Raw genomic sequence first — 19,668 nt, forward strand, 5'->3', positions numbered from 1 at the left:
CGGTCGGTTACTTTAAGCTAATTCACTTTTTTCAACCGCACTGTTCCAATCGGGGAAATAATGTAGCGCATGGCGCATTAAATCTGGATGGCTTTGTTTTACTTTCTTTTTATTCATATTCATGCCATTTGAACGCAATTGTTGAATAGCCAACATCACTTCATCAGCAGTCATGCTAATATCCATTGACTTACCTCCTTTTTATTTTGTTCTTATTGTTTACACCTAGGAACAAAAATATACGATGTTAATACAAAAAATAAAGTAATTATTTCTTGGGAAAGCGCAGAATTTGCTATAGGAAGACAAAAAATGACTTAATTTTTCAGGTTTAATCGATTCATTATCCGTTAATTCGCTTCATTGTACGAATAGGATTTCATTCGCTATAATTGAAAGGTATACAGGATGAATATAGAAGGACGTGATTTAAAACGTGAAATGGAAAAAGCTGCTTTTGCTTCAAGTGTTTGCACTTATATTTTGTTTTACCGGAATTCATACAGTATCAGCACATGCATACATAACGAATTCTAATCCTAGTGAAAATGAAATATTAGAGAAAGCACCGACTAATGTTTACATAGAGTTTAATGAAAAAATCCAAACTGGTTTTACTATATTAAATGTTTTAAATTCTTCTGGAGAAAGGGTAGATCAGAAGAATGTCGAGATAGATCCAAAAACGGAAAAATCGATAAAAGTCGATTTAGAATCTGACTTGCCAAACGATATTTATACGATTGAATGGAGAGTAGTATCAGCAGATGGGCATTCTGTTTCTGGGATGATTCCTTTTAGTATTGGAGAACTACCTGAGGGTGCAACCTTTCCAACGCAACAAGAAAATGGAAATCTGCTTACATTCATTAGTACTATGATAAATAAGGGATTCCTTTATATTGGCTTTTCTTTATATATGGGACTTTTCTTATTTTATGCGATTTGGTATAAAGGTAATAAATTAACTGGTAGATTAGTAAAAAGAACGAAGACCGTTTCGATTACTGCTATAGGCTTACTTGCCATTAGTATTATCAGCTCCATCTTCATTCAAACACAAAGCTATGCAGGTGGTGGTTTACTAGCTTCTCTAAACGTTAGTAATTTGACGGAAACGTTGAAAAGTACGAAAGAAGGAACCATTTGGATTGTGCAAATAATCCTCTTGATTACTCTATTTATTGCTCATCTATCCATTTTGAAAAAGGAAGGATTTTTAGAAAAAAAACGTTGGATTATCCCCGGAATAGCATTTTTAGGTATTTTGCTTTCAAAAGCGTTTCTTGGTCATCCATCTAGTTCGCCATATGAAACAGTCGCTATTTTATTTGATTTTTCTCATTTGGTTGCAGCTTCTATTTGGCTAGGCGGAATGCTTGTTATTATCTTGTTTTTAAGGGAAGGGATTTTTGCTAAACGAGGAGAAGGACATGATCTATATTGGGCTAGTATGGAAAAATATTCGTTATGGGCCCTTTTCTCTGTTGCTGTTCTTGCTATTTCAGGTGCGATAAACGCTTCGTTATTAATTCCGGATTTCCATTCGCTAGTAAGTACTGCCTACGGAAAAATCTTACTTATTAAGATAGCATTACTAGTACTAATGTTGATTTTTGGAGCCTATCACTTAGTTAGCAGAAATCTTTTAAAAAAGAAAGAGTTCTATAAAATATCCATTAAAATAGAAATAGCACTTGGAATCTTAATATTGCTAGTAACTAGTGGTTTTACACAAATTCAAACACCAACTTTGCCAATTGATTTGCCGTTTTATGAGGAAGCAGAATTAGGATATAATGAAAATATCAGTTTATCCATTACACCCAAAAAAACAGGTGTTCAAAATCAATATGAAGTATTTGTGTTTGATAATAATCGCAAAACCATTGATCCAATTGAACAAATTACGATTAGTTTAATAAATGGGGACAAAGAAACGAGTTTTCCTTTAACGAAAGAGAAGGAAGGGCATTATTTTGCAGAAAATCTCCAACTAAATCAGCCAGGAAATTGGAATGTGGAAGTACATGTGTTAACGGACGAATTAGAATCACTCGATTATTCCTTTTCGATACAAGTAAGATAAGGTTTGATTCTTTGAAAATAAGGGAATGGAAATAAAGAAGTATTTCTCGGGAAAGCGCAGAATCAGACAGGATTTTTAATAAATAAGTCATTAAATGACGAAAAACATAGAAAGTAATCGATTAAAAAAACAAGACCCTTTCACAAGGGTCTTGTTTTTTTATGGGAGGAATGAGAACTCCAATGTACTTGAAGAGAGCTTTTCTTAATAACTGATTTATATAATCGATAGCCAACAGTCCCGGCGATAAAAGTCAGGATAATATCCTTTATAAGCGGTAGGGCCATCCAACTCCATAATAGTTGATAGGTAAAGCCATCTGGAGCGGCGTACCATGTTTTATAAGCCATATACATCCAAGTTGTTCCAATTATGTAATTGATTATTAATCCAATAAATGCAGTGAAAATAAAGGTTGGAATCGTTTGTTTTTTCTCAGCTATTAAGCCAACGATAAATGCCGTAATAATAAAAGATAATATAAACCCAAAAGACGGCTTTGTAATAATGATGAGACCTCCAGATACTCCAGCAAAAATAGGAATTCCAATAAGACCGACGAGCATATAAACAAACATAGCAACACTTCCTAATCTTTTGCCAAGCAGTAGACCAGCAAGAATGGCGAAAAATGTCTGCAGTGTTACTGGAACACCTCCAATTACAAGAAAACTTGTAATATTTGCACCAACTGCCATTAAAGCAACAAATAATGCAATCATCGTTATTTCAATCGTCTTCCACTGTTTCAAATTTGTCACTCCTTTTAAGATATTTCCCTTATTAAATATACTTTTCAAATAAGAATATGTCAACTTGAATAATTTTTAGTTAACATATTAATTTTACATAATTTCTAATAGGATGTTCATACTAAAAGTAGGATGAAAGGAGATGTTTGCATGAAAAAAATAAAGTTTCCATTCATAAGAGTCTTGTTAATTAGTTTATTCTTTATGCAGGTATACCTTCCTATACACGCGGAGGCTGAAGGGTTACCTTCTTATGTGAAATGGGGCAGAATTGCCATGATAAAAGCACAAGAAAAATATCCTAATAGTGAAGTTACTGATTATCTGCATGTTGGCAAGGAAGATAAAAAAGGAACATCGGTGGAAAAGTTTAAGCTTATTGTAAAAAACGATCAAAAGGAAATTGGTGTCTTTGTAAACTTAACCTTTGATACGAGAACAGAACGTCTGATATCTGTTGATATGCAGGAAACAAAACCATAATTTTCAAAAAACTCTCTAAAAAGTAATTGGTTTTAGAGAGTTTTTTTGTTTTAATGAAAGAAAGTGAAAGGGAGGGAACGAGTAATGAATATTGGCAATATACAAAAAATCATGCGCTATCCTGTAAAATCTTTTACAGGGGAAAATGTTTTAAAAGCACAGATTATGTCATACGGCATCTATGGGGATAGAAGTCATGCTTTTGTTGATAAGACTAATAAAGATAAGCATTTAACGATTACTCAATTTCCTGAAATGGTAACGTACAAAGCACAATTTTTAGGAGAAGAGTCGTTAGATGCTTTTCCGAAAATAAAGGTTTCAGCAAGTGATGGAGCACAATACAATTGGGAGGATCAAGCATTACGGAAGAGGCTGGAAAAGGAAACAAATCGAACGTTAGAGACAATTACATATTCCACTACCCATGTACCGTTTCCAGCTATTGAAGTAGACAATATTCTGATAATCTCAACAAAAGCACTATCAGAATTATCTTCATCATATGGTGAACCAATCGATGAGCGAAGATTTAGAGGGAATATTGTTTATGATCTGCAAGATAGTGGAATAAAGGAACAAGATTTAATCGGGAAACGGCTAAAAGTAGGGTTGGAGGTAATTATTGAAATAACAAAGTACTGTGAAAGATGCGTGATAATAACGGTTGATCCGAATACGGGTAAGAGACAGCCTAAGCTATTAAAACAGATCGTAAAAGAACGAAACAATCAATTTGGTTTCTATGCTCGTGTTATCCAGACTGGAACCATTTATGTTGGAGATCAAATTACTATCTTATAAGGAAAATAAGGATGTAAAATTTACTGTAGACAATGTCTGCAGTTTTTTTATCTAAATTAATCAAACGTTTGATTAATAAGGGGATTGCTTACAACTGTTAAAATATGATATAGTTACCTAGGTAATTAATATGCGGATCGGAGAAAGCGATGAACACAACTCATGACTTATTCCATTCTATCCAGCAGCTCGCGCGACAATTTACAAAACAGTTAAATATAGCGTTAGAGCCATTCGATATTTATAGTTCAGAATGGGCAATATTGTTTGTATTAAAAGAAAGAGGACCTCTTGCACAAAAGGAAATTGCCGAGTATTTATCCATAGAAGCTCCTCCTGTTACACGCACGGTTAAAAAGCTCGTGGAAAAAAAATATGTTCTCCAAGTGAAAGGAGAAGACAGACGCACAAATAAAGTGTTTCTAACAGATTTAGCATTACAAGAATACGCAAAATGGGAAGAGGTTGTTTTACAAGCAAATCAGGAGTTGCTTGCACAATTACCAGTTGAATCATGGGAATATTTACAACAAATCATTTCTAGGTGGTCCCATTCATTAGCAATCAAGGAGGAAAAAAAGTGAATAAAGAAGCCTTATGGACAAAGGGATTTATTCAAATATGGATAAGTAACTTTTTTTTATTTATAACGTTTTATTTTTTATTAGTTTCATTACCAATTTACGCGATTCGAGAATTAAACGTAAAACAGTCAACAGCAGGCTTAATCGTTACTGTTTTCATTATTACAGCTATTCTTATACGACCTGTCGCCGGTAATTTAATGCAAAAGGTTGGGAAAAAGGCAATTTTTCTAACATCCTTACTTATTTTCTTAGTGGCATCCATCTTTTACTTATTTACTGATTCTCTAAGTGGTTTACTTATTGTTCGTGCTTTGCACGGGATTGGGTTTGGGATGGCAACAACAGCAACAGGGACAATTGTTGCTGATATTCTGCCAAGCTCCAGAAGAGGAGAAGGCATGGGGTATTATTCAATGAGCATGAATCTAGCAATGGTTATCGGTCCATTTATTGGCCTTCAAGCTATTAATTCATGGGGAACTTCAACTCTATTTATTCTAGCGATTATTTTTGCATTTTTAGCCATTTTAACAGGTGGATTTATGAAAATTGAAACTGGTGCAGAACTAGAAAAGGTGGAAATAGAGGGACCTGGGAAAAAAGGATTTCAATTTAATCAAATTTTTGAAAATACGGCAGTGAAAATTAGTATAGTCGCAGCAATGTTTGGAATTGTCTATTCATCTATTCTTTCCTTTGTTTCCGTGTATGCTGAAAATAAAGGATTTATTAGTGTTTCTGGGTATTTCTTTGTTGTATATGCGATCTTTATGCTGATGGCTAGACCTATTGCTGGTAAATGGTTCGACCGTTATGGCGCAAATAAAATTGTTTATCCATGTATCGTATTATTTTCTGCTGGAATGATTTTGCTTGGAATGGCTCAATCTGAATGGATGTTTTTACTTTCAGCTGCATTAATTGGCTTAGGATACGGATCCATGTTTCCATGTCTTCAAACGATTGCTATTCAAAAAGCAGCTCCACATAGAAGAGGGCTTGCAACGGCAACATTCTTATCTATTTTTGATATAGGGATTGGTTTTGGTTCCTATATAGTAGGAATTATTGGGGATGCAATCGGTCTTAATGCTTTTTATTCGTTTAGTAGTATATATATTTTAATTGGTATTGCTGTTTATTACTATTTGCATGGTAAATTAATCAGAAAAGAAATAATAGTAACCAAGAAAGAACAATTAAATACAGGCGCTTAAAAAAATAAGGCTCTCCTAAGAAACAATAATGTTTATAAAGGAGAGCCTTATTTTTGTAACTTAGAAAAAATGCATTCCTTGCTTTGATTAATCTTGAAAGTGAGGAAGCTTCTACACTTTTTCTTTTATTTTCTATTTTTGAAAATCAAAACCGTTTTTCTAAAGAATATGATAGAATAGTCTAGTAAATATTGTAAAGAAGGAGTTCTATTATCGATATGAACGAACCATTATTTTTTAAGCCAGTATTTAAAGATAGAATTTGGGGCGGTACAGCGCTACGTAGCTTTGGTTATGAAATACCGAGCGAAACAACAGGCGAATGTTGGGCTTTTTCCGCGCATCCACACGGACAGAGTATGGTCAAAAACGGACCGTTAGCGGGCAAAAATTTAGAGGAATTATGGGAAAATCATCGTGAGCTTTTTGGGAATATGGAAGGCGATCGTTTTCCGTTATTAACGAAAATATTAGATGCTAATCAGGATTTATCTGTACAAGTTCATCCAAATGATGACTATGCTAAAGTTAATGAAAATGGAGAACTTGGCAAAACAGAGTGCTGGTATATCATTGATTGTCAAGATGGGGCTGAAATCATTTTTGGCCATCACGCTAGTACAAAAGAAGAATTAACAGCAATGATTGCTGAAAATAGATGGGATGAGTTACTAAACAAAGTTCCTGTGAAGAAAGGCGATTTCTTCTTCGTACCGAGTGGAACGATTCACGCAATTGGAGAAGGAATTATCATTCTTGAAACCCAACAAAATTCCGATACAACTTATCGTGTATACGATTATGATCGTCGTGATAGCGAAGGCAATACAAGGGAATTACATATTGAGCAATCAATTAATGTTACGACCGTTCCTCATCAATTAGCAGCGACTTCGCCATCTGTTGAACAACAAGGGGAGATAGAGATTACGAACTTTGTTAAATGTGACTATTTTACAGTAGAAAAATGGGTATTAGATGGAAAGACAGTAAGAGAGCAAAATCAAGCTTTCTTATTATGCAGCGTAATCGAGGGAGATGGTTCTCTTGATAAGAACGGAGAAGAATTTGCATTCCAAAAAGGCGATCATTTCTTGCTTCCAAATAAATTTGGTAATTTTGAATTAAAGGGGAAAGCAGAGATTATTGTTTCCTATATTTAATCGAAGTCTATTACATTTAAACAGGAAGAGTGTCTAATCGGACACTCTTCTTTTCTGATGATTTTAGAATCTATTACAAGTTGATATAATTTATAAGAATAAGCAATCAGCAATTATTCTACATATCTATACGAATTGGTATTCTTTTTTCAAATATATAATAAGCAGTAAAGCCAGCTTTTTTCGCAAGATTAAGAGCCTGTATGAACCCTGCGCCAACATCTTCTTTCTTATGGGAATCTGAACCAATTGTTAATATTTCTCCACCTAATTCTCGATAACGTTTTAAAACGTCTATAAAAGGCAATGATTCATTCAAGCTTGTTCGCCAACCTGAAGTATTGATTTCTAATCCAATGTCTCTCTTAATGGCTGTTTTTAATATGGAAGTAATGATGTCTTGATAGTCTGAAAAGACATAAAGTCCTCTTGTAGTATGGGCGTACCGTTTCATTAAGTCAAAGTGAGCAAGGACATCGATATCTGCATAGGTAACTAATTCGTGCACTTCTTTAAAATAGGTAAGATAAATATCCTCATCTAGGTGTGAATTCATATATTTTCGAAGGGTGATTCCATCAAGATTATGAACAGAACCGAGAATAAAATCAAATGGAATAGTGGATAAAGCGGCTTTATATTGTTCCCGCATTAGATGTGGTTCACATAATTCAATCCCTAACTTTATTAAAAGTTGATCTTTATAAACAACCTGACATTTTTGGATATCGGCTAGATAGTTTGTCCAATTCATATGACCATAGGTTGGTGCATTTGGATTTACTGAAAAATGTTCTGTAAAACAAACTTCATTTACACCCTTACTTATTGCATTTTCGCAAATATCCTTCATTATTGCTTTCGAATCAAATGAATGATTGGAGTGGTGATGATAATCAATATAATACATAAGAAGCTCCTTTTTATGACGACTATTTTATTTGGGCAGTAGCTATTTTTTTGCTATAGCTATTTTATCATATTCATATTTTTAAAATCACAACTAGTCATAATTAGAACATCCTATTATGATGAAAAAGAATTCAGAAAATTAATAATTTAAACTTACTAAACAGGTAGGAATAATGTATAATAAATAATTATTAACCGTAATTAGGGGGGACCGGAAATGACTGAGGTGAAGACGATCAAATGGAAAGATGAGAATATCGTACTTTCTATTGATTATCCTAAAGAAGAATATAACGAATATAAGACCGTGATTATTTGTCATGGATTAATTGGCAGTAGAGTTGGTGTAGATCGCTTATTTGTAAAGACAAGTAATTTACTTACCGAAAAAGGTTATTTAGTGATTCGTTTTGATTATAAAGGGTGTGGAGAATCTAGTGGTGAATATGGTAGTAATCGATTGTCCGATTTAATAGAACAAACAGAAGCAATTATTCAATTTGCATATGAGGAAATTTCGATAAAAGAACTTATTTTACTCGGACATAGTCTAGGCGGAGCTGTCGCATTATGTACTGCCATTAATGATTCTCGAGTTAGTCGTTTAATTCAGTGGGCTGCTGTCGGGAATCCAGCATTTGATATTAGAAGAATATTTGGTGCCGATAGGTTGAGCGAGTTAGCAGAAAAAGAAGTGGTTGATTTTAATGGTTATTCCTTTTATCAAACATATTTCGAATCATTAGCTGAATATCATCCGTTAGAAATTTGCCACTATTTTTCTGGTGATGTCCTATTAGCACATGGTTCAGCAGATCAAGATATACCCTATCACTATATGAATGAGTACAAAAATAATTATTTACAGCGAGAAATGGGGTCGGTGGAAGTGCTACTTATCGAAAATGGGAAACACACTTTTTCATCAGCTAGTCAGTTTAATGAATTAATAAGCGGTACGATTCAATGGTTAGAAAGTAAATAAAAAAATACGCAAATGGGTTGTATTAGCATCCATTTGCGTATTTTTTTAAATGAAAATAATTATTTTACTTAAAATTACTTATATTTGTGGAAATAAATAAGTAAATGACTTATGATAAAAGGAGAAGAAATTACTTAAGGAGGTAAAATGGCACAAGAGCAAAGGTTATTAGACATTGTCAAATATTTAAACAAACATGAAAAAATCACAGTTGAGGAAATTTGTACACTCTTTCAGGTATCTCGAGATACGGCTAGACGAGATTTAGTGAAGCTGGAAGAGGAACAGGCGATTATTCGAACAAGAGGTGGTGCATTATTACCGAAAATTCATCGGAAAGTTGACAATTACCATAATCGTTTAAAAGCAGTTTCAGAAGACAAAAAAGCGATTGGCAAAATTGCTGCTTCTTTCGTGCAAGAGAATGACCATATTATTTTGGATGCCTCTACGACAGTTCAGGCAATGGGAAATTATATTGACCAAGAATGTACAGTCATTACGAATTCTATTAATTTGGCAGATATTCTATCCGATAAGCAATTGCCGAAAATTCACTTATTAGGTGGAGTAATGCAGAAAGAACATCGCTATTTATACGGTAATTCGGTTATCCAAAGATTGGATAAATATTATGTAGACAAAGTTTTTATCGGAATTGTTGGGATTTCGGAAAAAGGACTGACAATTGTAGATGAAGAAGATGGAGCTGTCAAAAAGAAGATGATGCAGCAAGCAAAGCAAGTCATTGTCGTAGGAGATATTAGCAAAATTGGTATTACCGATTTTTATCAATTTGCCGAGCTTTCTGATATCGATCTTTTTATCACAGATAAAGAGCCAGAAGATTCATTTATTCAATTATTAAAGGAAAATGGTGTGGAATTATTAGTAGCAAACAGAAGGGATGGAGAAGTATGATTACATGTATCGTGACAGATTTAGATGGGACACTTTTAAACCATGAGAGTAAGATAAGCGAACAGAACCTAGCCAGCTTGAAAAAAGCACAAGAAAAAGGCGTAGAAGTTATTGTAGCTACAGGACGAAACTATCCAGATGTTATCGACATTTTTAAAGATACTGGTTTAAAAACATGGGTGATTGGAGCCAATGGAGCAACGATTCATGACCCAGATGGCAACCGATTTGATCATCTTCCTATGGATAAACAAAAAGCGATGAAGCTTCTTCAATGGTTAGAAGAAAGAGATTACTATTATGAGATTTTCAGTGATAATTATTTATACTCTCCACAACGAGGGAGACAATTAATTGAAATAGAGCTTGATCGTTTATGTACTGCTAATCCGGATATTAATAGAGCGGACCTTGAGAAACATGCGGTAATCCAATTTTCGCAAACAGGTTTTTCTTTTATTGATAGCTATAAGGAAATAGAAAATCCAGCTATTAATGTATACAATATTTTAGCCTTTTCCTATGATAAACAGAAGTTAGATGCCGGCTGGGAAACATTTAGATGCGATTCATCTATTACACTTGTTACATCCGGTACCTATAATTTTGAATTTGAACATAAAGAGGCTTCTAAAGGAAACGCACTCGTAAAACTAGCAAATCATTTAGGCATAGAATTAAAAGCTATATTAGCAATGGGTGATAGTATGAATGATCTTTCCATGTTAGAAAAAGTAGGATATCCAGTTGCTATGGGAAATGCAAGAGAAGATGTGAAAAATGCAGCGATAGAAATTGCAGAAACGAATGATCAGCATGGTGTAGCAAATACAATCTCGCGACTTGTTTTAGCTTCGGTTGCTATATAATTCAACAAAAAAGAAGAAGGTATGTCCTTCTTCTTTTTTGTTGAATTCATTAGACAGCTAGCCATTTATGAAACGAAAAAACATTTATTGACAAATGATTTATTACAATATAGATAGCAGCTATCCGAATGCATAGACACTATTTTTTTTAGCAATAATGAGATATAATAAGTAGGTAGTAAAAAAATATAGTATCTACTACTAATAGTAGATAGTATTATTTATATAAAATAATGGTTTTTATCAGTGTTGTTTTGAATAAGCGTTACGTCTTTATAAAAATCTTACATATAAGAAATTTCACATAATTTAAGTTATTTTGTACATAAAGGAGAAAGAAGAATGTATGCATTTACGAGTAGATTTGCGAATGTAGTATTAAAAACTTTTGGGAGAACGAAGGTAATTAATAAAGATAAATTACCGAAGGATACAGGATATGTTGTTGCTTGTTCGCATATTGGATGGGTTGATGTAGTGGCACTTGGAACTGCCATGTTACCAAAGGAAATTCATTTTATGGCTAAGAAAGAGCTGTTTGCTAAACCGAATGTAGCAAAATTCATGCATAGCATTAATGCCTTTCCAGTTGATAGAGAAAATCCAGGACCAAGCAGTATTAAGACGCCAGTTAAACTATTAAAGGAAAAGAAAGTTGTTGGAATTTTTCCTAGTGGAACAAGAACTTCTGAGGATGTACCCTTAAAAAAAGGTGCGGCTACTATTGCGAATTTGGCAAGAGTGCCGATTGTTCCAGCTGCCTATAGTGGACCAACGGATTTAAAAGGACTATTAAGTGGAAAGAAAATTCATGTCATATTTGGTGATCCTATTTCTTTAAAAAATGATGATGGTACAAAGAAAGATCCAGCCGATATTACAACGGAATTAAGTGATGTTATGGCAAAATTACAAACTGAATTAGATAAAAGAGGCGGTAAGAAATGATGAATCTACAGAAAGTGAAGGATATACTAAGTCGGTATCCTCTGCCTCTAGTAGATGAAATATTAGAGTTAAAAGAAGGAAAAATGGCTGTAGGTGTTAAGCAAATTAATAAGGAAGATACATTTGCAACGGGGCAAAACCCAAATAATCCCATCATGCCAGGCGTTCTTATTATAGAAGCAATTGCGCAAGTTTCAGCAGTTGCCATTCATAGCGAAGAAAAGCATAACAATAAATTCGCCCTTTTAGCCGGTATCAACCATTCAAGAATTCGAAAACCTGTTTTTCCAGGTGATGAATTGTGTATGGAAGTGATGGTAGAAAAGGTAAAAACTAGCTTTGCCAAAGCAAAAGGAAAAGCAACTGTTGCTGGAGAATTGATTTGCGAAGCGGAATTTCTATTTTCGTTCCAGTAAAAAAGTAGAGTGAACATAAAGGTAGCTGAAATTAAAGGATAAACACTTTGAATTCAGCTACCTTTTTTATTCAAATGTTTTCAGAAAGATTATTGGTTTTGAAAATTATATTAAAACGAAAGGGGAATGGAAGGAACCAGTTTTTATGGATAACTGCATAAAATGGCATAAGAAAACAAATGAAAAAAGCGTAATTTTAAGAATTTTACGCACTCAAAATATTTATAAAATCTTCAAACATTCCCTAAATTAAAATTACATTTCCCTATCAAATATTTCATAGATTACAAGACTATTTTCTAGTAACTAGGCATATATCTGTATGGAGAAAGGGGATGTACCTATTATGCAAACCTCCAAAACACGTACATTAATCCAATATTTGAATACGACAATATTAGGAATCATCCTAATGTTTATCCTTATTGGGGGAATCACGACCTCTATTTTTTCCTTCAAATTGACTTCTGATAACGTTGCCAGTATTTTAAAATCAGTGAATACAACGGATATTTATACCGATATTTTTCATAGTGAAAATCATCTTTTTCCAAAAGCAGATGGGAAAGGACTTTCTCTTGGCAATATTCTGTTCCAAATTGCAACCAATATACGGTTAGATGATACGAGAACTCTGTTAGGAAGAGAATTACCTGCATTAACCTATTTTCATACGGAGATTGTTGTTGCCGAAGAAGGGACAACCATTGCTACTCTCCCGTTTGAATCTACTCCCTCTGAAGAGCTAATGAAAAATCCAAAAGAAGTGGACGAGGAAAAAGTAGAGAAAGAAGAAAAGCCGCCAGAGAATAAGGCACCAGTGACAACTCCTAAAAATAAAACGGTATTGGTTTACAATACGCATAATCTAGAAGCCTATTTACCACTATTAAAGAATGCAAACGAAAATGAAGCAGTAAGCTCAGACGAACGGGCAAATGTGGTTGGCTTGAGTAATAAACTAAGTAATCTATTGCAAGCAGAAGGCATAGGCGTTCAATTAGATAAGACAAATATTAATCAAAAGCTATTAGACAGAAGTTGGACCTATGCTTCGTCCTATACGGTTTCAAAAGAAGTGGTCGAAGCTGCGGTCAGTGAAAATAAACATTTAAACTACTTAATTGATATTCATCGTGATGCTGCAAGAAAAAAGACAACGACGGCTACAATAGATGGAAAGAGCTATGCAAGATTGTTCTTTATCATTGGTAAAGAGCATAAAGGGTATGAAAAGAATCTGGAATTCGCTAAAAAGCTTAATGATGAACTGAAAAAGAAGTATCCAGGTATAACGCGGGGAGTAGGCTTAAAAGGACAAGATGAAGGTAATGGTATTTATAACCAAAACTTCTCAGATCGCGCTATTCTTTTAGAAGTAGGGGGAATAGATAATACTCAAGCAGAATTAAATCGGAGCATGGAGGCATTTGCAGAAGTTTTCAGCAAAGTATACTGGGAAGAAAACGACGCAACACAACAATAAATTAATAAGAGATGGACCAGATAAATTAGAGGTCCATCTCTTTTTTAATACATTTACCCTTTGCTTTCAGCCTGTAAATATTGTTTATACCTGCGTAACGCCGCTTCACTTGTTAAATGAAATTGTTCCATCACTTTTTCATCGCTTGTGCCGGCTGCTAGTTCCTCTAATATAGCTGCATTTCGAAAATTAACAGCAGAAATTTTCCGTAATCCTGTTCTTCTTACTTCGTCTTTAATCATTTCTTGAATGGCGCGGACAGATAGGGCTTTTGGTTTTTGACGATCATAATCAAATTGGAAAGAATAAGAAATATTGTTGAAAGCGACAAAAACGGGATCATTTGAATAATATTTTGGGCGAAACGATTCAGGTATGGAAAAATAGTAATCTCGCAATTTTGCCATTATGTCATGGGGAAGTTGAAGGGTTAACGGAGCTTTATCTCTAGTAAGCATAAGCTCTCCTTGTGCAAGGTTTAAATCCTTCATCATGATGCTATGTATATCGAAAGGTGTTAGGCCAAAGGTTCTTAATAATGCTACGATTGTCCAATTTCTTGTCAGCAGATAATTTCGAGCTGATTTTTTTGTTACTTCCAAATCTTTCGTTAAGAGCTGCCGTGATAATTTATTAAATTCTTCTAGAGTAATAAAATCTTTTGTAGTTAGGGAACGCAATGGGGAAGCTTCAGCTAGTTTATGAATTTCATGTGCACAAACACATTGATGGTAAATCATTAATCGGCTCAGCACAGATGCTAGACGGCGAATCGTAGCTTGAGATAATTGCTTTTCCTTTAAGTATTGAAAATAGGCGCGGATATCCTCTGCACGTAACGCCTTAACCGTTTCGAATCTTGTGTTTTCTTTATAAACAGCTAGCCAGCTAAAAAATTTCTTTAAATCCGATTCATACTGCTTTAATGTTAGTTTACTTCGTCCAGTTTGGATTAAATTGTCCATATAATCAAGTGCATAATCAGGTAAGGTAATCATCATTTTGTGTTCCATCCTTCTTATGAATTTTTTTCAAACAATTCGAAATGCAATAACCTCTCTTCTTATTTTAACATAGGTTAAAGTAGGAGAGAGAAAGGGGCTATTTAAATTGATCAGAATTAAAGTTGGTGAATCTTTATACCATTATAATACTGAATTGGAGCATTATTTTTCAAAAATAAAGAACAATATTATCGGAAATAATTTCACCTTTTCTACACCTTATGGAGTACAAAAGCTGCTGTATGCTGATTGGACAGCAAGTGGCAGATTATATAAGAATATTGAAGAGAAGATTATTCATAAATTAGGTCCGTATGTTGCTAATACTCATACTGAATCGAATATTACAGGGACTTATATGACAAAAGCATATAAGGAAGCAAAACGAATCATTAAAAACCATGTTCATGCTGGTCAAAACGATATTATCTTGTTTGATGGTTTTGGCATGACTGGAGTTGTAAATAAATTGCAGAGATTAATAGGGTTAAAGAATTCATGTTATATAAAGGAAAAAATAGCGGTGGTTTTTGTCACACATATGGAGCATCACTCCAATTATTTATCTTGGCTTGAGACAAACGCAGAAGTAATCATGATTAAGCCGAATAAAACAGGTGATGTAGATATAGATTATTTAGAGTCCATGCTTGAAAAATATAAGGACATCCCAATAAAAATTGGAGCATTTACTGCTTGTTCCAATGTAACAGGTAGAAAAACAAATTATCATCAGCTTGCTAAAATCATGCACCAGCATAAAGGATATTGCTTTGTCGATTTCGCAGCATCAGCACCTTATGTAGCGATTAATATGCATCCTGATAATATCGACGAAAGTTTAGATGCTATTTATTTCTCCCCACATAAATTTCTAGGTGGTCCTGGTACTAGTGGCGTATTGGTAATGGCAAAGGATCTCCTATATTCGAATACACCAGATCATCCTGGGGGAGGGACAGTGGATTTCACGAATGAATGGGGGGATATTCTATATAAAAAAGATGAAGAGGAAAGAGAAGATGGAGGGACTCCAGGATTTCTACAGGCAATTAAAGCAGCCCTTTGCATTCAACTAAAAGAAGAAATGGGTATTGATAAAATAGAACAAAGAGAGAAGGAATTAGTTGAACTAGCAATGACAGAGCTGAAAAAAATAAACGAAGTTCGGATTCTTGAAGAGGAAAATGTAGATAGATTAGGAATAATTTCGATTATTTGTGAAGATGTCCATTATGACTTAGTTGTGCAGCTACTTAATGATCGATTTGGTATTCAAGTGAGAGGAGGATGTTCATGCGCTGGACCATATGGACATTATTTACTTCCTATTTCGAAGGAACAATCAAAGGAATTAAGCAAAGAAATTCAAGAAGGGATTTTTTCGCATAAACCAGGTTGGGTACGGATTTCCCTTCATCCTACGATGAGTAATGAAGACATCTATTATATTGTAGCTGCAATCAAAAAGATTTTAATCTATCATGGAGAATGGAAAAGAGATTATGTAAGTAAGCCGTCAAGTTGTGAATATCATTTGGTTAGAAGAGAAGAAATAGATTTAGAGGAGTTTTTTTGAATGTAACGCATACTTATTAATCCAGTGCAGGTTTCTGCTTCTCTATATAAAAGTAATGAAAAATTCTGTATTTAAGAAAAAATGCATATTATCGGAATGATTTATGCTATAATGACTTTAATTTGATAATAAGCAAACCACAAGGGGAGCGTAATGCTGAGAGTGATCCATTGATCTGACCCTTCGAACCTGTTAGTTAATACTAGCGAAGGAATGTGGGAAGAATTAAGATAGTAATAACTATATGATTCATTTCGCGCGTAAGTTCTCCTTTTGGTCTGCAGAAAAAGGAGATTTTTTTATGAAAAATATGAAATTAGTTGTCATGATCGAAGTGGCGATTATGGCTGCGATTGCACTTATCTTAGATTTATTGCCATCTATTCCGGTTTTTAACACATCCATTTCTTTTGCAATGGTACCTATTTTTATCGTTGCTTTTCGCTGGGGATTTAAAGCAAGCACAATTGCAGGTTTCTTATGGGGTGTTTTACAGATTGTTGTTGGTGACCTGCAGGCATTAACCTTTTGGCAGGTTATTCTAGAGTATTTATTTGCTTTTGCATGTATTGGATTTGCTGGTTTATTTGCTTCAGCTATTCAAAATACTTTAAAGAAGAAACAAAAAGGATTAGCAACTGGCCTAATTATTTTAGCGGTAATAGTTGGTGGTTTCACACGTTATATTTGGCATTTCATCGCAGGAGTAACTATTTGGGCAAGCTATGCACCTGAAGGAATGTCACCGTTTATCAATTCCTTGATAGTAAACGGTGGTTCTTACTTAGGAGCCACTATTCTATGTTCAATCGTCCTTGTTCTTTTATTAATTTCCGCTCCTCGTATCGTACTTGATAGACCATCAAATGGCGTTTCTAAAAATTAGAAAGTATTGCATTTTAATAAAAACGAAAACCAATAAAATTGTAAAAAAAGGCGTTCCGTTAGGAGCGTCTTTTGTTTTATACAACATAATAGTGAAATGTTATAGATGGATGATACAATCATTTTAATAAGGATTATTCTCTCATTCATCACTTAAATGAATAGAAATTAACAGGAAGAAGGTCAAGAAGCATGCTTATCTTAAAAAATGAGATAGAAATTGAGATTCGTTCCTATAAAGAAGCTGACTTTCCATCGATTCACGCATTAAATGAACAAGAACAATGGACTAACTTAGTAGAGAAAAAAGAAGGGACAAAAGCCGCTTGGAGACATTCTAACATTGCTTATGTCGCAACGTTAGATAATCAAACAATCGGCTATATCAGAGGAATGACCGATCATTCGATTACATTATATATTTGTGAATTACTAATCGATCAAGCATACAGAGGAATAGGTCTGGGGCATAATCTTCTATACTATGTACACTGTTTATTTCCAACAACGAGAGTAGAAATGCTTGCTTCGAGTACCTCTCATTCCTATTATGAAAATCAAGGATTTCGTCCTTTTTATGGATTTAGAAAGACTTTCGTTGAATAGTGAGTTTACTCCATTTGAAGAATAAATATTATGAAAAGCAATCAGTCTTAAATATTAGTTGAAGAAGCCATCTGTAAATACTGGATGGTTCTTTTTTTGTCGAAATTTATGGTAATATGAAACTAGGAATGTTTGCATAACGTCTATTATTCTAGTAGCATAACTTCGCAAGAATTACTTCAAGGAGGTTCAAATGACAGAAATAAATTTTTCGTATCAGAAAAAACCAACAAATAGAAAAATAATGGTTGGTCTTATCCTAGCTGCATTATTAGTGATTAGTATGACAATTCTACTGATTTTTTTTCCGTTTGGTAATAAAGAGAAAGTAACTTACTTTCAAGGTGAAAATCCAGTTTTCCTTAATGGAGAACAAATTGGAAATGCCATTTTTGACAAAGGTACTGTGTATTTACCATTAAACATTTGGCAGGAAAAAATAGATGAAAGCATTACTTATGATACGAACAGCAATTCCGTTATCGTCACAACAGATGATAAGGTTATTCAATTTCCAACTGATTCTGTTTCGTACTATGTAAATGATAAAAATACGGAACTGTCTTTTCATCCTTTAAAAGATGAGGACGGGACGATATATGTTGCGCTTGATCCATTAGCTCAGTTTTATCCAATTAAATATACCATTTTAGAAGAGGAACAAATTGTACTTCTAGAAGAGAGTGGACAAGAAAGGGCAGATGGAACATTTACTTCTAAGAAGGTAAGGAAGGATTTCACAAGATTGCGTTCTGAGGCAGCAATATCTTCCCCTTATACAGAAGAGTTAGCTCCTGGTGAGCATGTAACAATTGAAAAAGAGGTAGAAGATTTTTATTTTGTAAGAAAAGAGAACGGAATCGCTGGTTTTGTGAAAAAGAAATACGTGGAAAAAGGAAAATCAGAGGTTGTTCAAGTAAAATTGGAAGAGAAGGAACCTAAACTGAATAAAATCGATGGACCTATTCAATTAACGTGGGAAGCGGTGTATTCTAGTAATCCAGATACATCTACCATACCAAAAATGAATGGAGTAAATGTTGTTTCTCCAACATGGTTTAAGCTTTCTGGAAATGATGGAAAGGTAACGAATTTAGGGTCAACTGCTTATGTGGATTGGGCGCATAAACAGGGATATCAAGTGTGGGGATTGTTCTCCAATGATTTTGATCCGGATAAAACGCATGAAGTATTAAAAGATTACCAAAAGAGACAAACGGTTATCAGGCAGTTGTTAGTATATAGTGATATGTATAAGTTAGATGGCATAAACATCGATATTGAGAATGTTCGCGAGGAAGATGGGAAGTATGTAACACAGTTTGTAAGAGAAGCAACGCCATATTTACATGAGGCGGGCATTACGGTTTCAATGGATATTACATTTATAGCTGGCGGTAATTATTCAGCATTCTTACAACGAGATCATTTGGCAGAAATTGTTGATTATCTTGTCGTGATGGCATATGATGAGCATTGGGCAACAAGTCCGATTGCTGGAAGTGTAGCGAGTTTCCCTTGGGTGGAGGCGAATTTAGAAACCTTACTTGATATTGTACCAAGTGATAAGCTCGTTTTAGGGGTACCATTATATGCACGATTATGGGAAGAGAAAGAAAATGGAGAAATTTCTTCTAAGTCCCTTTCCATGGCAAATGTTGAGGAATGGCTAAAAGAGCATAAAGTTACACCAACCTATGATGAAGTTAGCGGTCAAAACTACGGGGAATATTTTGATAAAGAAACGAAATCAACGTATAAAATTTGGCTAGAGGATGAATTATCCTTGGCAAAAAGAGCCGAATTAGTCGAAAAGTATAACTTAGCTGGTCTTGCAAGCTGGTCGCGTACCTTTGCCAGTGACACAGCATGGTCAGCATTATCGTTAGAGAAGAAGGAACAATAAATATGAAGAGACTGGGACAAAAGTAAATAGCCAATCTGTAAAGATGAACAATCTCT

General features: G+C 34.3%; 20 protein-coding genes and 1 riboswitch. Of the genes, 16 read left to right on the top strand and 4 right to left on the bottom strand.

What is annotated here, in order from left to right:
• Positions 1–12 precede the first annotated feature (12 nt).
• Positions 13–186 carry a hypothetical protein gene (locus tag RTL21_RS06425; RefSeq protein ID WP_312094497.1) on the bottom strand — a complete coding sequence of 58 codons (174 nt, stop codon included), beginning with the start codon at positions 184–186 and terminating at the stop codon, positions 13–15.
• A gap of 250 nt (positions 187–436) precedes the next feature.
• On the opposite strand from RTL21_RS06425, the gene RTL21_RS06430 reads away from it, so the two are divergent.
• Positions 437–2,089: a copper resistance CopC/CopD family protein gene (locus RTL21_RS06430; protein WP_312094499.1), complete on the top strand. Its 1,653-nt coding sequence runs from the start codon at positions 437–439 to the stop codon at positions 2,087–2,089.
• Between the two features lie 140 nt (positions 2,090–2,229).
• On the opposite strand, the gene RTL21_RS06435 is transcribed toward RTL21_RS06430, so the two are convergent.
• Entirely contained in the window at positions 2,230–2,841 is a 612-nt protein-coding gene (locus RTL21_RS06435; protein ID WP_312094501.1) for a biotin transporter BioY, read from the bottom strand.
• Between the two features lie 150 nt (positions 2,842–2,991).
• On the opposite strand from RTL21_RS06435, the gene RTL21_RS06440 reads away from it, so the two are divergent.
• The 5 genes from RTL21_RS06440 (at position 2,992) to manA (ending at position 7,095) form a co-directional block, all read left to right on the top strand.
• The gene (locus tag RTL21_RS06440; protein ID WP_312094503.1) at positions 2,992–3,324 is read left to right on the top strand and encodes a DUF3889 domain-containing protein; all 333 of its coding nucleotides are present in this window, start codon (positions 2,992–2,994) and stop codon (positions 3,322–3,324) included.
• An 84-nt stretch (positions 3,325–3,408) separates the two neighbouring features.
• A complete protein-coding gene (locus RTL21_RS06445; RefSeq protein WP_312094505.1) occupies positions 3,409–4,128 on the top strand; it encodes an MOSC domain-containing protein in 720 nt (239 codons plus the stop codon).
• Positions 4,129–4,277: 149 nt separating this feature from the next.
• Positions 4,278–4,712, top strand: coding sequence for a MarR family winged helix-turn-helix transcriptional regulator (locus RTL21_RS06450; RefSeq protein WP_312094507.1), 435 nt, complete (start codon positions 4,278–4,280; stop codon positions 4,710–4,712).
• Positions 4,709–5,932: an MFS transporter gene (locus RTL21_RS06455; RefSeq protein ID WP_312094509.1), complete on the top strand. Its 1,224-nt coding sequence runs from the start codon at positions 4,709–4,711 to the stop codon at positions 5,930–5,932. The genes RTL21_RS06450 and RTL21_RS06455 overlap by 4 nt, the downstream gene beginning before the upstream one ends.
• A 218-nt stretch (positions 5,933–6,150) precedes the next feature.
• Positions 6,151–7,095: a mannose-6-phosphate isomerase, class I gene (gene manA, locus RTL21_RS06460; RefSeq protein ID WP_312094511.1), complete on the top strand. Its 945-nt coding sequence runs from the start codon at positions 6,151–6,153 to the stop codon at positions 7,093–7,095.
• 118 nt (positions 7,096–7,213) lie between these two features.
• Here the strand turns inward: manA and RTL21_RS06465 are convergent, their stop codons facing one another.
• Complete coding sequence (locus tag RTL21_RS06465; protein ID WP_312094513.1) at positions 7,214–8,005, bottom strand: histidinol-phosphatase HisJ family protein; 792 nt, start codon at positions 8,003–8,005, stop codon at positions 7,214–7,216.
• Between the two features lie 219 nt (positions 8,006–8,224).
• On the opposite strand from RTL21_RS06465, the gene RTL21_RS06470 reads away from it, so the two are divergent.
• The 6 genes from RTL21_RS06470 (at position 8,225) to spoIIP (ending at position 13,632) form a co-directional block, all read left to right on the top strand.
• Complete coding sequence (locus RTL21_RS06470; protein WP_312094515.1) at positions 8,225–8,992, top strand: alpha/beta hydrolase family protein; 768 nt, start codon at positions 8,225–8,227, stop codon at positions 8,990–8,992.
• 147 nt (positions 8,993–9,139) lie between these two features.
• The gene (locus RTL21_RS06475) at positions 9,140–9,913 is read left to right on the top strand and encodes a DeoR/GlpR family DNA-binding transcription regulator (RefSeq protein ID WP_312094517.1); all 774 of its coding nucleotides are present in this window, start codon (positions 9,140–9,142) and stop codon (positions 9,911–9,913) included.
• Positions 9,910–10,782: an HAD family hydrolase gene (locus tag RTL21_RS06480; protein WP_312094519.1), complete on the top strand. Its 873-nt coding sequence runs from the start codon at positions 9,910–9,912 to the stop codon at positions 10,780–10,782. Before RTL21_RS06475 ends, RTL21_RS06480 begins: the two co-directional genes overlap by 4 nt.
• 342 nt (positions 10,783–11,124) lie before the next feature.
• The gene (locus tag RTL21_RS06485; RefSeq protein ID WP_312094521.1) at positions 11,125–11,730 is read left to right on the top strand and encodes a lysophospholipid acyltransferase family protein; all 606 of its coding nucleotides are present in this window, start codon (positions 11,125–11,127) and stop codon (positions 11,728–11,730) included.
• Positions 11,727–12,146: a 3-hydroxyacyl-ACP dehydratase FabZ gene (gene fabZ / locus RTL21_RS06490; protein WP_312094523.1), complete on the top strand. Its 420-nt coding sequence runs from the start codon at positions 11,727–11,729 to the stop codon at positions 12,144–12,146. The genes RTL21_RS06485 and fabZ overlap by 4 nt, the downstream gene beginning before the upstream one ends.
• 346 nt (positions 12,147–12,492) lie before the next feature.
• Positions 12,493–13,632: a stage II sporulation protein P gene (spoIIP, locus tag RTL21_RS06495; RefSeq protein WP_312094525.1), complete on the top strand. Its 1,140-nt coding sequence runs from the start codon at positions 12,493–12,495 to the stop codon at positions 13,630–13,632.
• Between the two features lie 53 nt (positions 13,633–13,685).
• Here spoIIP and RTL21_RS06500 read toward each other — a convergent pair whose 3' ends face one another.
• On the bottom strand, positions 13,686–14,633 hold the full coding sequence (locus RTL21_RS06500) for a tyrosine-type recombinase/integrase (RefSeq protein ID WP_312094527.1): 948 nt from the start codon (positions 14,631–14,633) through the stop codon (positions 13,686–13,688).
• A 109-nt stretch (positions 14,634–14,742) separates the two neighbouring features.
• Here RTL21_RS06500 and RTL21_RS06505 point away from each other — a divergent pair, with 109 nt between their 5' ends.
• From RTL21_RS06505 to RTL21_RS06520, 4 genes are all read left to right on the top strand, one after another.
• Positions 14,743–16,215 carry an aminotransferase class V-fold PLP-dependent enzyme gene (locus RTL21_RS06505; protein WP_312094529.1) on the top strand — a complete coding sequence of 491 codons (1,473 nt, stop codon included), beginning with the start codon at positions 14,743–14,745 and terminating at the stop codon, positions 16,213–16,215.
• Between the two features lie 132 nt (positions 16,216–16,347).
• A riboswitch (TPP riboswitch) is annotated at positions 16,348–16,446 on the top strand.
• A 70-nt stretch (positions 16,447–16,516) separates the two neighbouring features.
• Complete coding sequence (gene thiT, locus RTL21_RS06510) at positions 16,517–17,101, top strand: energy-coupled thiamine transporter ThiT (protein WP_312094531.1); 585 nt, start codon at positions 16,517–16,519, stop codon at positions 17,099–17,101.
• A 191-nt stretch (positions 17,102–17,292) separates the two neighbouring features.
• A complete protein-coding gene (locus RTL21_RS06515) occupies positions 17,293–17,706 on the top strand; it encodes a GNAT family N-acetyltransferase (protein ID WP_312094533.1) in 414 nt (137 codons plus the stop codon).
• Positions 17,707–17,899: 193 nt separating this feature from the next.
• Positions 17,900–19,612, top strand: coding sequence for a glycosyl hydrolase family 18 protein (locus RTL21_RS06520; protein WP_312094535.1), 1,713 nt, complete (start codon positions 17,900–17,902; stop codon positions 19,610–19,612).
• The last annotated feature ends 56 nt before the right edge of the window (positions 19,613–19,668 follow it).

Origin of the sequence: Niallia sp. (genome assembly GCF_031978665.1) — a bacterium.
Classification (GTDB): Bacteria; Bacillota; Bacilli; order Bacillales; family Cytobacillaceae; genus Niallia.

Bases quoted from the DNA above. Each gene is read 5' to 3' on its own strand.
- RTL21_RS06480 (WP_312094519.1), top strand. From the start codon at position 9,910: ATGATTACATGTATCGTGACAGATTTAGATGGGACACTTTTAAACCAT.
- RTL21_RS06485 (WP_312094521.1), top strand. From the start codon at position 11,125: ATGTATGCATTTACGAGTAGATTTGCGAATGTAGTATTAAAAACTTTT.
- thiT (WP_312094531.1), top strand. From the start codon at position 16,517: ATGAAAAATATGAAATTAGTTGTCATGATCGAAGTGGCGATTATGGCT.
- RTL21_RS06500 (WP_312094527.1), bottom strand. From the start codon at position 14,633: ATGATGATTACCTTACCTGATTATGCACTTGATTATATGGACAATTTA.
- spoIIP (WP_312094525.1), top strand. From the start codon at position 12,493: ATGCAAACCTCCAAAACACGTACATTAATCCAATATTTGAATACGACA.
- RTL21_RS06520 (WP_312094535.1), top strand. From the start codon at position 17,900: ATGACAGAAATAAATTTTTCGTATCAGAAAAAACCAACAAATAGAAAA.
- RTL21_RS06445 (WP_312094505.1), top strand. From the start codon at position 3,409: ATGAATATTGGCAATATACAAAAAATCATGCGCTATCCTGTAAAATCT.
- manA (WP_312094511.1), top strand. From the start codon at position 6,151: ATGAACGAACCATTATTTTTTAAGCCAGTATTTAAAGATAGAATTTGG.
- RTL21_RS06465 (WP_312094513.1), bottom strand. From the start codon at position 8,005: ATGTATTATATTGATTATCATCACCACTCCAATCATTCATTTGATTCG.
- RTL21_RS06475 (WP_312094517.1), top strand. From the start codon at position 9,140: ATGGCACAAGAGCAAAGGTTATTAGACATTGTCAAATATTTAAACAAA.
- RTL21_RS06450 (WP_312094507.1), top strand. From the start codon at position 4,278: ATGAACACAACTCATGACTTATTCCATTCTATCCAGCAGCTCGCGCGA.
- RTL21_RS06470 (WP_312094515.1), top strand. From the start codon at position 8,225: ATGACTGAGGTGAAGACGATCAAATGGAAAGATGAGAATATCGTACTT.
- RTL21_RS06515 (WP_312094533.1), top strand. From the start codon at position 17,293: ATGCTTATCTTAAAAAATGAGATAGAAATTGAGATTCGTTCCTATAAA.
- fabZ (WP_312094523.1), top strand. From the start codon at position 11,727: ATGATGAATCTACAGAAAGTGAAGGATATACTAAGTCGGTATCCTCTG.
- RTL21_RS06425 (WP_312094497.1), bottom strand. From the start codon at position 186: ATGGATATTAGCATGACTGCTGATGAAGTGATGTTGGCTATTCAACAA.
- RTL21_RS06440 (WP_312094503.1), top strand. From the start codon at position 2,992: ATGAAAAAAATAAAGTTTCCATTCATAAGAGTCTTGTTAATTAGTTTA.